Origin of the sequence: Dictyobacter vulcani (assembly GCF_008974265.1) — a bacterium.
GTDB classification, from domain to species: domain Bacteria; phylum Chloroflexota; class Ktedonobacteria; order Ktedonobacterales; family Ktedonobacteraceae; genus Dictyobacter; species Dictyobacter vulcani.
In genome coordinates, this window is sequence record NZ_BKZW01000002.1 from 1,449,833 (window position 1) to 1,464,974 (window position 15,142).

Sequence of the window (15,142 nt, forward strand, 5' to 3'; positions counted from 1 at the left end):
AAGTATACATCATTTTGGACAGGGGTACAATATTTATCAAAAAATAATAAATTGATAAATATTGTACTATTATTATAAATAGTGTATACTTACAGTAGCTGATAGACATTTCTATGAGCTTTCCACCTCAAGCCATGTTCCTTTTTATTGGGCCAGCGCTCCGAATACTCCTCTACATTCACATAAACTGTTCGGGACGATCTCGTACGCTCTCCATGCAATTCCTCTCTATCTTCAAATGTCGTGCAATCCATTCTTTTGACGAAATATAGAGCGTATCTGGTTTTACCAGAAAGGCAAGCCCAATGACAACTATTCAACCTGCATCTCCAGTGTCAACCCGGACGCGAGAAGCCAAAGTGAATGAAGATAAAACTGGGATCGTGATAGTTCAGAGCGCCGTTCGCATTGAAGAAGTTACACACGTACGCCCGCAGCCGATCCTACCATCCGAGCCTGTGCTAACTCCTCAGTATCCAACCTGGCCAACATCGCAACCCGGTCCTATGGTTGTTGTACCACCCTTTGGACAACATCCCCATCCGGTGCGTAGCGATCAGATGCTATATGAGCACTATGATCAAGAGCATGGTAGAGCTTTCATTCCAGCCGTGGCCAGACCGATAGTGCCAGAGCATCGAGGTAAAGTTTATCTGTCAGATGTCGATGGACAGGATGTGAAGTCTGATACCGTGGCTACGCAACGCTGGCTCGATGATGGTGGTTACGCATATCTGGATGTCGGGTTATAAAGAAAGAGAGTCAACACTATGGAGATAATTACGAACAAAGCTCCTTTTAAAACCGAGGAGACACGAGAAACGGGGCTCAGCGCAAACCATACTGCCAGGCCTTTTTCCGCGCCACTTAGTGAGCAATGGTTGCTTGAAAGAACCTACCATGCACAGTTGAGCAATGGGAGTGAGCTTTCAGTGCCTCATCTTACTGAAGCAATGCAGCAATTGACCGATGTTTCAGTACCGCTTTCAACGCAGTCCTGGAAATCACTGTTGCCGGAGCGATTACCGAGCAAGAAGAGTAGCGAATTCTATGTGCCTGTTGCCGCATGGGTAGAGATTACGCGGGCAGAAGCCGCGAGCAGTTATCAACAAGGGATACCGTTGCTCCTGTATACAGAGCATCTCTGGAAACACCCAGAGGGCGCCAGAGAGAGTTGGAGACCTAATAAAAATATGCGCGGCATCATCTATGGGAAGATGGGACAGGAGTTAGATGCTGTGGCTGAGCCTGAATATGCGGTGTGTTATCTGGACCGCAAGCGGGGCGCTTTTTCGAACGTTACCTGGAAAAGATGGTTTTCGGCTGACCCGACGACCCTCTTTGAGAACAATAATCAAGTTGTAGCCTTCCTGCGCCCTTACATACAGTTCCCCTTTACCACACACTACACAGTTGTTGCCTCAGATGGACACGTCTCTGACTATCCCGACCGTGACGAAGCCTTGCAGGGATTTGCGGCTACTCCACGTCAAAAGGAACATGAGACAGGTGGAACGGAGCAGGCGGCACCATACTTCTGTTATTATCACGAAGTAGAATGTCCCGATGGCATCTATCGAATCGAGTTTTTCGGACCACATATGGATGAGCCGGGCTATGCATTGACGGAGCATGCATCTGCACCACTATCCTGATAGCCAGGATAGCGATGCCATGATGTTAATGTAGGAGCGCAATGATGGTATAGACTATACCCAGGACACTGACCATACCATTCAGGATAATCCAGATGCTCCAGAGCCGAATGTTGCGCATGATGGGAAAATCTGCTTGCTGCTCTTTACGGGTAAGGTCCAGCAAGTTTTGCAATTGTGTCTCTGGATAGAGTTCTTCTAGCCTTTTGCGGATAAAAAACTTCAGGCGAATATGGCGTCTGGCTCGTTCGTAAAGCTTGATACTGGCCACCATCCCGAATGCTCCAATAACTATCAGCATAATAGTTAATGGGAGAGCATTTCTCGTCATGCCTGTCTGGGTTAAGCCCCCCTGAATCGCTGAGGCCACCACAACGACCAGCCCGGTAATATTGGCGCGTTGATCCTCTGATTGTTTGGCCTGAGCAAACTCCTGGTCCGCCACATTGATCAGGATATCGGTAGTTTCTGACATAGTGAATTTTCACTTCCTTGCATATCTTCTATCTATGTATAGAAACGCGAAAGCAATCATTTTCTACAATCTTTATGGCTGTGAGGAGCGGCAAGCCCTGCTGCTCCTCGCAGCCATAAAGGCTAATACTTTTCGGTTAGCGATACGTTGAGAGATGGTTCGACGTGACCAGCAAGCAAGGTGTACGTGGAGAGGGCGCCACACGCGGAGGCCGCACTGCTGCGTTTGCGCAGGCCAGCGTGCAAGAACGACGCGCAGTGCTGTGGCGCCTACAGGGATCGTATGTGCCGTGGCCTGCTTGCACCGCAACGTGGTGGGTGAGCGCGTGGATCCTCCCTGTACCTTCTCGAAGAGGATCACGAACCAGGATCCGTCTCGGTGTAGGCGCCACAGGCATGCGATGCTCTTTGAGCCCCTCGCTCCATGATCACGCCGCATGCCGGCCTCCGCGTGTGGCGCCCTCTCCACGGATGATCCGCTGCTTTTCTCCACCTATTTTTATGGCCACAAAAGCGCTTCAACGAAAAATATTGGCCATAAAGGCTGCCGGTACGTTTACGAGCGAAGTCCCTTGAAGTTTACGGGGAGATGGCGCGGGCCACGCAGGGCGGCGTTGTCTCTGTATGGGGGAGGATCAAGGGCTAGCTTTGGCTCGATGAGTCGGCGGCTGATTTCGCCGAGGGCGATGTGGGCTTCGACACGGGCCAGTGGCGCACCTACGCAGTAGTGGAGTCCGCTTCCAAAGCCCAGGTGTTCGTTACCCTGGCGGTCAGGGATCAGCTCTTCGGAGCGCTCGAAGCGTTGTCCATCATGGCTGCCTGAAGCCAGGACCAGGATGATTGTGGCTCCCTGAGGAATGGTGGTGCCGGCAATCTGGATATCGGCCAGCGCGGTCCGGGTGCGAAAATGGACCGGTGGATCGTAGCGCAGTAGTTCCTCGACATAGGTAATGATCAGCTCAGGGTCCTGACGCAACCGTTCCAGCAGTTCCGGCGAACGCAGCATGGCCAGGGTGCCATTGGTGATCAGATTGACGGTCGTTTCGTGGCCGGCGATCAAGAGCAGGACGGCCGTACTGATTAACTCTCTTGGTGACATTGCGCCATCGATATCATCAGCGGCCATCATGCCTGAGAGCAAATTATCGCCTGGTTGCGCTTTCAACTTCTGCAACAATTGTCCCATGTACTCGCGCATCTGCCGACCGGCCTGCATGATCTGTTTTTGTTGCTCTTCGGTCTGCACCTGACCAGGATCGAGGACACTGGCCAGTGGCTCGGCCCAGGCGTGGAATTGCGCCTCATCTTCACGTGGCACACCCAGCAACTGACAGATGACCGTGACTGGTAATGGATAGGCCAGGTCATCCACGATATCGATCTGGCCGCCCTGAGCATGTTTGTCCAGATGCTCTTTGACGATCTGCTCGATATGGCTACTCATGTTCTCGACGCGCTCAGGTGTTAACTGGCTTGTCACGATTCTGCGCAGGCGGTCATGATTGGGGGGATCCTGGAAGATGAAGGCGGGAACAATCTCTTCAGGCTCTTCGACCTGCTGACCCTGAGCGATCATTTCCTCGCGCTTCTGTTTGGCCTGTTGCATGAAACGCTTCTGAGCGTCCGATTTGCGCATATCTGAGCTTATACGTGGATCATGCAAGAGCGAAACGACCTCATTATACGTGCTGACCAGATAACTGCCATCTTCCTGTAAGGCAACAGGCGTCTCGCGAAACTGTGCATACAGCGGATATGGATTAGCGATGTGCGAATGATCCAGAATCTGTTTAAAATCTATCTTCGACTTTTGTGTCATGCTCATATTTCCTTTCATCTATCCGGAAGCCGTTTCAGGCGTGCCTGGCCATAGCTGGAAAGCCAGCCGGTTGTGACTGCATGTTTTCTGGTTGGTCGGCTGCTGCCAGTTGAGGTGGATAGGTTGCTCCTTCCTCAATAAGTGTATTATATGCCTCTAGCCAGCGTCCTTGATCGAAGGATACGGCTGCGATGATCCGTCCCTGACGGCCATAAGCGGCGACAAAGCGATAGCGCTCCACCGAGCCCTGGGTGACCATGACTTCATCACCCCGATTTGGCAGGCCGACCGCTTTGATATTGATGCCAAACTGACTGGACCAGAAGGCCGGTATATGTTTATAGGCACGATAGTCAGTCTCGGCACTAAGCATATTGCCGGCCGCGTTCTCTGCCTGATCGACGGCGTTGCCCCAGTGCTCAACGGCGATGAGATCCCCATCGCATAGATGCTGTGGCCAGCGTGCCACATCGCCAGCGGTAAAGATACCCTCAACAACCTGACCTTGAGCATCCAGGACCCGAGAATAGGTATCACAGACCAGACCACGCTCATCCGCGGCCAGTCCTGAACCCTGTAGCCACTCTGTATTATGTAATGCTCCTAAGGCCACAATGGCTACATCTATCTCCACAACGCTGCCATCTGACAGGCGAGCGCGGCACAAGCGTCCCGCTGCGTCACCTTCAAAGGACTCCACCGTCGTCCTGGTACGCAGATCCACACCATGCTGTTGTTGTAAGCGGGCCACGATACTGCCCATACTACTGCCAAGCGCTCCATACAATGGCGTGGGGCCGCGTTCTACCAGCGTCACCTCCAGATCCAGTTCCCGGCATACGCTGGCAACCTCGCAGCCGATAAAGCCGCCACCAGCGATCAGGACGCGTCCAGGTTTGCGCGCCAGACGCTCTCGTAGTTGTTGGGAATCATCGCGATCACGAATCAAAAAGACGCCATCCAGTTTACCGCCTCGCTCTTCCGGCCATGGTCGGGCGCGTGTGCCGGTGGCGATCAATAATTGATCAAAGTGTAAGCGCTCACCATTGCTCAAAGATAGCTGGCGTTGCTCGACATCTAACGCGGTAGCCGCAACGCCTAATATCCATGTTGCCCGCACATCCTCAAGCATAGCAAGGGGCGTATGTTCAATGGGAAGATGGCCAGTCAGGACGTGTTTGGAGAGCGGTGGACGATCGTAAGGTGCATATTTTTCGTCACCGACAATCGTGATCTGGCCCGCAAAATCCCGACGGCGCAGGGCTTCCGCTGCACGCAGACCCGCCAGCGAAGCACCAACTATCACGATGTGCTCGTCCTTACGCAATCCCTGTGAGCTATGATTACTCATGCCTGTGCGACCTCTCTTCTTGCTCCTCGTAAGATTCACCAATATAGATAGCCTGGACAGGACACGCCTTCGCTGCACGGATGACTTTCAGGCGATGCTCGTCGCCGGGGGCCGGATCGAATTCTAACACCTCTTCCCCACGTAGCTTAAATACGCTTGGATCAGCGAAACAACACTGCCCATAACCCTGGCAGCGGTTAAGATCAACGGAAATTCTCATGTATCGGTATCCCTTTCTTGCGCAGTCTGGTCAGATTGGTCGGGCTAAAGCACTATAGAATGTGAGTAAATAACTCACATTCTATAGTGCTTATACGAAGTTTATAGCTGTTCGGTTACAACCCGGGAAGGGATTTTTTGATGGTATGCTATACTTTGGTCTGGTGATTTGCGCATTACGCATAGATGGGTAGGATAAAGAAAGACATGGCACAGGATCAAACACATGTGGAGGAAGCGGCGACAGCAAAAGCGCCGTTACGTCGCCAGCCGCAGCAGACACGTGGACAACAACGCGTGGCGATGATTCTGGATGCGGCCGAACAGCTCTTCGCCGAAATTGGTTATCAGGCTACCAGTACCAATGCGATCGCGACCCGTGCCAGAACTTCTATCGGCTCACTCTACCAATTTTTCCCTCACAAAAAAGCCATCCTGCAAGCAGTAATAGCGCGCTATCATCAGCAGTATCGTGATCTCATCCAGACCATCCTGACCGACGACTTCTTTTTTCAACCACTACCAATTTCCATTGATCGCCTGATCAATGCCCTCATCGCCCTGCACGCCGCCCATGGTGGTGTCCGTGCCTTCTTTATTGGCGCCAGTACTTCCAGCGATTTTGCCATGGAAGCTCAACAGGTACATCAAGAACTCCTGGAGCGCCTGGATTACCTGCTCGCGGCCCGCTTGCCCCATCTCAATGACAATGATCGCGCCCTCACCCTGCGCATCCTTTATGATGTTACCCAGACCCTCCTCAAACTCTCCGAAACCGTCCCAGAGAATGACCAGACTACTGTTCTCACTGCCATCAAGACCATCATTGTTGCCTATCTCATCCCCTCTTCGAAACATCCCGTAGCCATGAAGGCTGCCGCTACGGGGCGATACTTACTTGTACGTGGAGAGGGGGCAGCGGCAAGCGCTGCCGGTACGTTGGGGTGCTTACTTGTAGCGTGACAGGTCGCAGCGGCAAGCGCTGCCGCTACGAATGTTGTATGGTCATTTATGCAGTACCCATAAAGCTTGTTCACCGTCATCTTATTGTTGGTGATAGTAGAAAGGTGGCACATAAAAGATGAGTCATTCCACACAAGAACAGCATGCAGGTTCAGCAATCGCCCTCGGTTATACATCCCTGGACGAGGAGATAGTGCTTGATCACCTGCCAGTGAGTGGCAATATTCCAACCTGGCTGGAGGGATCACTCCTGCGCAATGGTCCTGCGAAATTTGAAGTTGGCGAGCAGAGGTATCGCCACTGGTTTGATGGCTTCAGTATGCTGCATCGCTTTACTTTTCAGCAGGGCCAGGTGGCGTATGCGAACCGCTTTTTGCGTAGCGATAGCTATGTAGAGTCCATGCGCAAGCAGCGCCTGACCGGATCGGCCTTTGGTACTACGGATCCATGTAAGGCGATTTTCAGGAAAACGCAGAGTGCGCTGATCAATGCCAACGTGAGCGTCGATCAGATGGTCGGTGAATTCGTTGCCATGACTGAAGCGCCGGTGCCTGTGCGCTTTGATCCACACACGCTGGATACCCTGGGTGTTGTTGAGTATGATGACCGACTTACCGGACATCATGGCTGCGCGCACCCGCATCACGATGGTACACGACAGGTCCTGAGTTTTATGACCGAATTTGGACCTCAGAGCGAGTTTAAAGTTTTCGCCATTGGTAACCAGGCACCTCCACAGCGGCGGCTGGTTGGATCCTATGCAGTGGACATTTATTCTTATATTCATAGCTTCAGTATCAGCGAGCACTACATCATCATTGCTGAATATCCATACCAGATGAAGCCGTTAGACCTGTTGCAGAGCGGTAAGCCATTTATTGAGAATTTTCACTGGTATCCTGAGCATGGCACGCGCTTTGTGGTGATGGATAAGCAGGATGGCCACGTGGTGCGCACCTTTCAGGCCGAGTCCTTTTTTAGCTTCCACCATATCAATGCTTTTGAGCGGGACGGCGATATCTTTGTGGATCTGGCCGCCTATCCAGACGCGACGATTATACGTGGACTCTACCTGGATCAGTTGCGTGGTGAACTGCACGCTATTGAGCTTCCACATCCCAGTGAGTTCAGGCGCTATCACCTGCCACTGAGTAGTGAAGCAACCACGGCTGGCTATGAGCGCATCACGAACATGAGCATCGAATTACCGACGATCAACTATCGGCGCTACAATGCTCATGACTACGGGGTAGCGTATGGTATCTCTACTGACAAGCAGAATCCCGCGGTGATCGCGAACCAACTGGTCAGGGTAGATATTCGTAACCGGAGCGCGCTTACCTGGGCAGAAGAGAACTGCTATCCTGGCGAGCCAGTCTTTGTGGAAGCGCCCAATGCGCAGGCTGAAGATGATGGCGTCGTCCTCTCAGTCGTGCTGGATGGACAGAAATGTAATTCATTCCTGCTGGTACTGCATGCGCAGACGTTTCAGGAGATCGGCCGTGCTGAAGTACCACATCACATTCCCTTTGGCTTCCATGGCCTCTTCTTCCCTGGTATTGAATAGTGTTTCGTGGCTGTAGATGCCCATACTGCGAGCATAAAAGCGGTATGGGCATTGATCATATTTCGTTTAAGATGGTATGTATGGCATGGGTGGGAGGTAGTTTGCCCAGGCAATGGATCGTGAAGACAGGTTTTTCCGTGCTGGAAATGGTTGGATGGTCGCATTCCCCAATCATTTCCAGCATACCGCAATGAGTAAGCAGAAAAGGTGCCGCACGCATTGACCGGGCCATTTGCGAAGCGTCATGGTAAATGGCTCGGTCAGGATCGTGTGAAGTGGCATTATGGAGCAGGTATGGGTGTCTGCGTTGTTTGCGGGATGTGTTTTTCAGCTTCTCCAGGCATTGATGGGATGGATAAGATTGGTATGTGCGTTTCGTGCATAATCTGATTGACCACATTCCCAAAACACCACTCCGGATTCTCATGGTCACCAAAGGTCGAGGGAACGACAATCACATCAAAGCGGCCCGCATTCCCATCTGCCTGACTGGCCTCTTTCCCCTCGGCGAACTTGATTAACGTCGTTGGACGATCAGGGGATGTGGTAAGTGACCAGGTGAGTCTGACATCGGCCACTTGCTCGGGTGCGAAATTATGCAGGTCATGCGCCTTCCTGATATGCAGGCAGAGCTGTTCTTTTACCATCTGCTTCATCTCTTCCTGCTCTTTGAGACTGCCATCTATACATCTCTCAGGTGGGAACACGCCCGCGATATGGATGGCACCTTGCAGTGGTCCTTTTTCATCTACAAGCAAGGATACCGCTGCATCGAAGACGGCGAGCGGATCGCACGATCCATCCCAACCTACCAGGATGCGTTCCGGTTGCAGGGGATCAAGATGATGGAAGAGTGGCTGGGGACCTTCTTCGTGTAAAAGGAAAACAGGCACCGATGAGTGCAGCACAAGTTGTTCGGTGACATTTCTGGTGAGCGGATGGGCGGACCCGTCACGTTTCTTATGGCACATCAACATTAAGTCGCATTGATGAAATGTAATGGCTTCCATCACGGATGGAATGACTGGTCCCCAGCGTACATCGAGTTCTACTGGAATATCATTGAGGGCGGCGTGACTGGCTTGTTGCAGCAGATAATGCCAGGCTGTCTGCCTCTCATCCTCGATGACGCCACCAACGAGATCTGAGGTTGCGATAGGGGCAGGCCAGTATTCAGTTCCGGCGGTAATCACGCGAACAAGGACAATTGTGCCTTTTGCCGCATGAGCAAATTTTGCCGCTAATGGAAGAGCCTTTTCTGCTCGTAGCGAGCCATCAAGTGGAACAAGGATACGGGTAAACATGGTATGCTCCTATGTAGAGATGCTATCGTGTATCAATGGTTTACATAGATTTCCACGAGCGCTTGAAAAACAATCACGAGCGTCGCTCAGACGATTGCAAGGCATAACATTACGAGAACTCAATGTTACCTCTTTATTCCCCTGCTCATACAATACTTTTGCGACATCACAAAAATATCACAGGAAAAGCTTTCAGCTCTCGTAGATATCACAATTCAAACGAGAGCCTTTTTTTCTGCAGAAACGTGAGCAGGATGGATAATCAAGAGCGGGAGCTGGTTTTCATGTAGCACGCGATCGGCGACACTACCCACCGCCCAGCGTTGCAAGAAATTGCGCCCATGTGTGGTCAGCGCCAGCAGATTACAGCCTGTGTCCTTCCCGGATGCATCACCATGTGCAGCGATCTGGAGCAGTGTTGTGGCCACATCCTCGCATTCCTCAGTTGTCCAGGTGATATTAACCTTTAACTGAGACGCCAGACCATCCTGTAGTCTGGCTACAATTGCCTGCAGGTATTGACCTGCGGCGAGCACAGTTGCTTTTCGCACTTCGTCCAGATCGAGGTTCGTTTGCATATAGATCAGTTCATCCTCACAGGTCGGCAACTGGACCAGTTGTGTCAGGTGGAGTGTACCCTGATATGGCGCGACCAGCGCGGAGGTCAGAGTGATGGCTGGCTCAAGAATGGCTTCAGCAAACGGCGAGCCATCTAAGGCAACGAGCACGCGCAGCGGAGCAGATTCATCCTGACAGAGTTGTTGATCCTCGCGAACCACGAGAACTGGTGCTGCGCAATGCCGGGTGATATGCGAGGTGACGCTTCCCAGCACCCAGCATTTCAGTCCTGACCATCCATGGCTCCCCATGATGACCAGGTCGATAGCGTTAGCGTCAACATAGGATAGGATCGAGATGGTGGGGATACCAGGAACAGTGGCAATGCTCGTATCGATGCCTGCCAGCAGTTGTGATTGCGCAATATTCTCCAGATAAGATTGTGCACGGGCCAGTTCATCCTCAATCATGGCCCCGCGCATCAAGCCTGCCTGTGAGAAGTAGGGTCCATACTCGATGTTCAGGCTTGATACACGTAGTAAAACGATTGATGAATGCATCTTGCGTGCTATGCGGGCGGCAATTGGCACTGCCTGCTCAGCCAGTGATGATCCATCCAACGGCACCAGGATATGTTGAAACATGGTTGTCTACCTTTTTCTGTAGCATTACAAAGGACGTCCCATCTGACACATCCAGCGTGGATGGTCCTGATCTTATTGAGCAGGAATGCGATCCGCTGTAATATTCCTATGGCTCTCCAGGACTTTTTCTTGTGGGCCAGATGTGTGTACGATAAGTAAAGGTTGTCTGGTTGCATCAAAGACATCTTCAGTATAACTACCCAGCAGCATTTGTTGGAAACCGTGCTGTTTATGTGTTGCCATAGCAATGAAATCACAGCCAGAATAGCCTGGTACATCACCAATGCAGTTACTTTCCTCGATGATTCTTTTGACGATCTCCAGGATGTCCGTGTAGGCGACGACCGAAGTGGTGACATGTATGTGGAGGTTCGCGAGATCGCCTTGTGAGAAGCGTTGCTCAAGGTTATTGAGATAGGACCGGGCATCTGCGCGCGCCGTTTGATCCATCTGCTCGACTGTCGCTTTATCTTCTCCGTTTAGCCATCCATTGCGCCGTACGGCTGTCATCAAGTGGATTGCGCCTTGTCCTGGTTGGGCCAGTGCCGCGCAGAGTCGGGCCGCAGGAATAATGGCGCTTTCGGCAAAGTTTGTGCCATCGAGCGCCACCAGAATGCGCGGACTATGCATAGGATGTTTGATCGAGGTATATTTTTCACGTACCACCAGAACCGGGACAGGACTATGGCGTAACACCTGCTGGGCGACGCTACCAAGGAACCAGCGCTTAAAGCCGGTTTCGCCGTGACTTCTCATGACGATGAGATCGACTTGATGTGTTTGAGCAAAATCAATAATCGTCTTTGGTGCGCCTCCCACCTGCGTTTCTGTCTGTACTTTGAGCGTATCAAGGTGTTCTGCGGTAATGACGCGCTGCATATAGACACTGGCATTATCCATCGCGACCGCTTCAAGTTTTCTCACAATTTCGAGCGATTCGAGTGGTTGGATCGGAACGCAACTGGAAGGGAGGACCACGTGCAGGAGGATCAGCGTGCCACCCGTGTTGCGTGCGATATCGGCTGCCAGAGGAATGGCCTCCTCGGCTAACATTGAGCCGTCCAGCGGAACAAGAATGTTTTGGAATGCCGGTGTATGATTATTCTGGGTAGCCATAAAGCTTCTCCTTTTCAAAAAGACAGCGAAAAATATGAATGTTATCTCCCTTCCTAGCATAGAATGAGCGGATCACAGGGTGATCACAGGGAGCAAATCTCGCTTCACTGGACTATCACAGAGTATGTTGTGCAAGGATTTTACTCCCCCTGAGACTGGATTTTTTCGCAGACTGCCGGTTCTTGATGACGCTGAGATATGTAGCTGGCAACCTGTGATTGGTTTGAGAACTTCACCGGATAAACTTACAGTGAGCAATGATTGCCGCGTAGCGCTGTTATGAGCAAGCATGATCGCAATTCTTCAGTAGCCAGGAATATGGTAGAGAAGGAGCATTACTATGCAGCACCACGATACGACCAGAAATGTCGCTGTAGCCATGCAGAAGCTGGCCTGCCTGAGTGAAGTACTTGATACCCGGTCAGACGAAGTGAGCGTATCTGCCTCTTCTGTGCCTGATTATGCTGAACAGATAGCCGTGATCGGTGCGGGACCGGCCGGGCTCAGCGCCGCCGTCCATCTGGTGGGATTGGGCTATGCGGTCACGCTGATTGAAGAACTTCCTGTCCTGGGAGGAATGATGGCGGTAGGTATTCCTGATTTCCGCCTCTCGCGCATCCAGCTCAAGAATTGTCTTGATGCTCTGCACCATCCTCGCCTGACGCTTCAACTCAACACACGCTTTGGCCGAGACCTGCCCTTTTCTGAAATACGCCAGCAGTATGCGGCTGTTTTACTGGCAATCGGTTTACAGCAGAGTCAGCTCTTGAACGTTTCTGGTGAGCGCGTCTTGCAGGGAATCCTTCCAGCCATGGGCGTGCTCAGAGCCTATCATCTCCAGCAGGATACCCAACTGAAAGCCGATGTCACGATTATTGGTGGAGGTATGGCTACAGTGGACGTGGCCCGTGTCGCCATACGCGCAGGTGCGAGTGGGGTACGCGTCTGTTATCCTGGACTCCTGACCGACGTGGCCGATGTCTCTGTGGCGCGCCAGGAAGGGGTTGTTTTTCTTGAGCAGGTTCTTCCCATTGGCTTATTGGGAAGTGAAGACATGGCTGTCTATGGCATGCATTGCCTGCGCGTCCACTCATTTGGACGAGACTCGTTTGGTCGCCACTGTCTGTCCAGAGTACCTGGTTCAGATTTTAAGATACATACCGATACCGTCGTGGATGCCTTTGGCGAATGCGCGGATCTCTCCGGCTGCTTACTGGGAGATGATCTGAGCGGAAAGACGCTCATTGCCTATCCTGACACCTTATCGACCAACATACCAGGTGTCTTTGCCGCCGGAGACATCACCGGTGGATATCGCAGTATCCTGACCGCTCTTGAACAGGGCCAGAGAGCGGCCAACTCCATCCATCACTATCTGCACCAGCATGCCTTTTCTGTCTTCTTATGATGATGGCTACGCGGGGAGGCCAGCGGCAAGCGCCAATACGTTTCGTTGAAGGAGAGAACCTCAACGGTATGGCGTGGCGTCGTGTACGTGGAGAGGGCGCCACACGCGGAGGCCGCACTGCTGCGTTTGCGCAGGCCAGCGTGCTCGAACGACGTGCAGTGCTGTGGCGCCTACAGGGATCGTGGGTGCCGTTGCCTGCTCGCGCCGCAACGTGGTGGGTGAGCGCGTGGATCCTCCCCGTACCTTCTCGAAGAGGATCACGACACAGGATCCGTCTCGGTGTAGGCGCCACATGCGATGCGCTTTGAGCCCCTCGCTCCATGATCACGCCGCATGCCGGCCTCCGCGTGTGGCGCCCTCTCCACGGATGATTCGCTGCTCTTCTCCACCATGTTTTTTATGGTCACAAAAGCGCTTCACCGAAACGTATTGGCGACGAGCGCTGCCGATACGGTACGATACGGAGGTTTATGCTTCATCCTTGGGGTGGGCTGCGAACTGGTAGCCGATGCCAATCTTGGTCAGGATGTAGCGAGGATGGGAGGGATCGGGCTCAATTTTCCGGCGCAGGCGGTTAACGTTTACCTGGAGCATATGGCTCTCTCCCAGATATTCCTGACCCCAGATACGCTCAAGGAGAAGGTCTAAGGTGACAATACGGCCTGCGTTTTGGATCAGATATGCCAGCAGGCGATATTCAGTTGGACTCAGGACGATTTCCTGACCATCGAATGTGACAAGATGCTGGCTAAAGTCAATCTTGAGGCGGCCGATGGTCGTCACGGTACGGACGGCGTGCGCCTGTTCCTGTGGGATAAATTGAGAGCGGCGTAGGACCGCGCGTACCCGGGCGAGCAATTCATCGACATTAAAAGGCTTGGTCAGATAATCATCGGCACCCAGGTTAAAACCCTTGATTTTATCATTATCCTGTCCACGTGCGGTTATCATGATGATGGGCACAGCAGAAAACTCACGCACTTTCTGGCAGACCGTAAAACCATCCATTTTGGGCATCATTACATCCAGGAGCGCGAGATCAATCTGCCCGGTTTCAATGCACGCAAGCGCCTCCTCACCATCTTTCGCCGTCAACACATGATAGTCTTCCAATTCAAGCGTGCGCGCTACCAAACGCAATATTTGAGCATCATCATCAGCGGTCAGAATAGTTGTTTTTCTGGCAGTCATTGCAATGTGTCCTTTTCCATTGTGTTTCGTTTTCCTGGGAGCAGCACATGAAATGTACTGCCGGTGCCGAGTGTGCTCTCAGCCCAGATCAGGCCATGGTGGAGAGCAACAATATATTTACAGAGCGTCAGGCCTAGCCCCAGGCCATTCACCTCTCGTGTGAGCGTGAGATTGACGCGTTGGAAGCGTTCAAAGATCCGTTCCAGATCTTCTGCTGGAATGCCAATGCCCCTATCCTGAATACGTAACTCCAGCAGTGGTTGTTGGAGAAAGGTTGGATCGGCATGAAGATATTCTGGTAGCGTCTCACGTGCTACCGTTGAAACGTGTGTAATCGTGATCTCGATGGGATTTTGTTCAGGAGAGAATTTATGGGCATTTTCGAGCAAATATATAAATAGGCTGCGCAAGAGGAGTTGATCGGCAGCGATGTTATATTCTTCAGTCTCATTTGTTGGTGGGATGAGCGAGATCTGAATAGCTCTATGCGCTATGCCCGCTGGCTGGTCATCGCGCTGCATATCCATTACCACCTCATGCACGAGCTGGTTGATATCGATGGAAAGAGGGCGAAATGCTACCAGATTGGCCTCAAAATCCGCGACCTCTTGCAGCATATTAATAACATATGCCAGTTGATCACTTCCATGAGCAATTGATTGCAGAAGCTCATATTGTTCTTCAGAAGAAAGCTGCCCATGATGCCGTAGCAGCAAGGTTGTATAGCCTTTAATTGCAGCCAGGGGATTGCGCAACTCATGACTGAGTGATGCCAACCATTCAGCATTCATGAAGGTTGTATCGCCTGGCAGTTGTTCTGTTGCTGGTTGCCCTGGCCGTTTATGCATTTCTTTCATAAGCATATCTTTCTGT

General features: G+C 52.0%; 16 protein-coding genes. 5 read left to right on the plus strand and 11 right to left on the minus strand.

Annotation, left to right across the window (positions count from 1 at the left end):
- The first annotated feature begins 305 nt into the window (after window positions 1-305).
- Window positions 306-752: a hypothetical protein gene (locus tag KDW_RS23590; protein ID WP_151758364.1), complete on the plus strand. Its 447-nt coding sequence runs from the start codon at window positions 306-308 to the stop codon at window positions 750-752.
- 18 nt (window positions 753-770) lie between these two features.
- On the plus strand, window positions 771-1,655 hold the full coding sequence (locus KDW_RS23595) for a hypothetical protein (protein ID WP_151758365.1): 885 nt from the start codon (window positions 771-773) through the stop codon (window positions 1,653-1,655).
- Window positions 1,656-1,680: 25 nt separating this feature from the next.
- On the opposite strand, the gene KDW_RS23600 is transcribed toward KDW_RS23595, so the two are convergent.
- From KDW_RS23600 to KDW_RS23620, 5 genes are all read right to left on the minus strand, one after another.
- Window positions 1,681-2,130 (minus strand): hypothetical protein, encoded by a 450-nt coding sequence (locus tag KDW_RS23600; protein ID WP_151758366.1) that lies wholly within the window; start codon window positions 2,128-2,130, stop codon window positions 1,681-1,683.
- Between the two features lie 72 nt (window positions 2,131-2,202).
- Window positions 2,203-2,490, minus strand: a complete 288-nt coding sequence (locus tag KDW_RS23605; protein WP_162005550.1) for a hypothetical protein — start codon at window positions 2,488-2,490, stop codon at window positions 2,203-2,205.
- A 195-nt stretch (window positions 2,491-2,685) separates the two neighbouring features.
- A complete protein-coding gene (locus tag KDW_RS23610; protein ID WP_151758368.1) occupies window positions 2,686-3,948 on the minus strand; it encodes a cytochrome P450 in 1,263 nt (420 codons plus the stop codon).
- A gap of 34 nt (window positions 3,949-3,982) precedes the next feature.
- Window positions 3,983-5,299, minus strand: a complete 1,317-nt coding sequence (locus KDW_RS23615) for an NAD(P)/FAD-dependent oxidoreductase (RefSeq protein WP_151758369.1) — start codon at window positions 5,297-5,299, stop codon at window positions 3,983-3,985.
- Window positions 5,292-5,519, minus strand: a complete 228-nt coding sequence (locus tag KDW_RS23620) for a ferredoxin (RefSeq protein ID WP_151758370.1) — start codon at window positions 5,517-5,519, stop codon at window positions 5,292-5,294. Before KDW_RS23620 ends, KDW_RS23615 begins: the two co-directional genes overlap by 8 nt.
- Window positions 5,520-5,725: 206 nt before the next feature.
- Here KDW_RS23620 and KDW_RS23625 point away from each other — a divergent pair, with 206 nt between their 5' ends.
- The gene (locus KDW_RS23625) at window positions 5,726-6,481 is read left to right on the plus strand and encodes a TetR/AcrR family transcriptional regulator (RefSeq protein WP_151758371.1); all 756 of its coding nucleotides are present in this window, start codon (window positions 5,726-5,728) and stop codon (window positions 6,479-6,481) included.
- 118 nt (window positions 6,482-6,599) lie between these two features.
- A complete protein-coding gene (locus KDW_RS23630; RefSeq protein ID WP_151758372.1) occupies window positions 6,600-8,048 on the plus strand; it encodes a carotenoid oxygenase family protein in 1,449 nt (482 codons plus the stop codon).
- 281 nt (window positions 8,049-8,329) lie between these two features.
- Here KDW_RS23630 and KDW_RS23635 read toward each other — a convergent pair whose 3' ends face one another.
- From KDW_RS23635 to KDW_RS23645, 3 genes are all read right to left on the minus strand, one after another.
- Window positions 8,330-9,352, minus strand: a complete 1,023-nt coding sequence (locus KDW_RS23635; RefSeq protein ID WP_151758373.1) for a universal stress protein — start codon at window positions 9,350-9,352, stop codon at window positions 8,330-8,332.
- Between the two features lie 215 nt (window positions 9,353-9,567).
- Entirely contained in the window at window positions 9,568-10,554 is a 987-nt protein-coding gene (locus KDW_RS23640) for a universal stress protein (protein ID WP_151758374.1), read from the minus strand.
- 72 nt (window positions 10,555-10,626) lie between these two features.
- Entirely contained in the window at window positions 10,627-11,670 is a 1,044-nt protein-coding gene (locus KDW_RS23645; RefSeq protein WP_162005551.1) for a universal stress protein, read from the minus strand.
- Window positions 11,671-12,010: 340 nt separating this feature from the next.
- Here KDW_RS23645 and KDW_RS23650 point away from each other — a divergent pair, with 340 nt between their 5' ends.
- Window positions 12,011-13,078, plus strand: coding sequence for an FAD-dependent oxidoreductase (locus tag KDW_RS23650; RefSeq protein ID WP_151758376.1), 1,068 nt, complete (start codon window positions 12,011-12,013; stop codon window positions 13,076-13,078).
- Between the two features lie 60 nt (window positions 13,079-13,138).
- On the opposite strand, the gene KDW_RS23655 is transcribed toward KDW_RS23650, so the two are convergent.
- From KDW_RS23655 to KDW_RS23665, 3 genes are all read right to left on the minus strand, one after another.
- Window positions 13,139-13,372, minus strand: a complete 234-nt coding sequence (locus tag KDW_RS23655) for a hypothetical protein (RefSeq protein ID WP_162005552.1) — start codon at window positions 13,370-13,372, stop codon at window positions 13,139-13,141.
- Window positions 13,373-13,546: 174 nt separating this feature from the next.
- Entirely contained in the window at window positions 13,547-14,269 is a 723-nt protein-coding gene (locus tag KDW_RS23660) for a response regulator transcription factor (RefSeq protein ID WP_151758378.1), read from the minus strand.
- Window positions 14,266-15,126: a sensor histidine kinase gene (locus KDW_RS23665; protein ID WP_162005553.1), complete on the minus strand. Its 861-nt coding sequence runs from the start codon at window positions 15,124-15,126 to the stop codon at window positions 14,266-14,268. The genes KDW_RS23660 and KDW_RS23665 overlap by 4 nt, the downstream gene beginning before the upstream one ends.
- Window positions 15,127-15,142 lie beyond the last annotated feature (16 nt).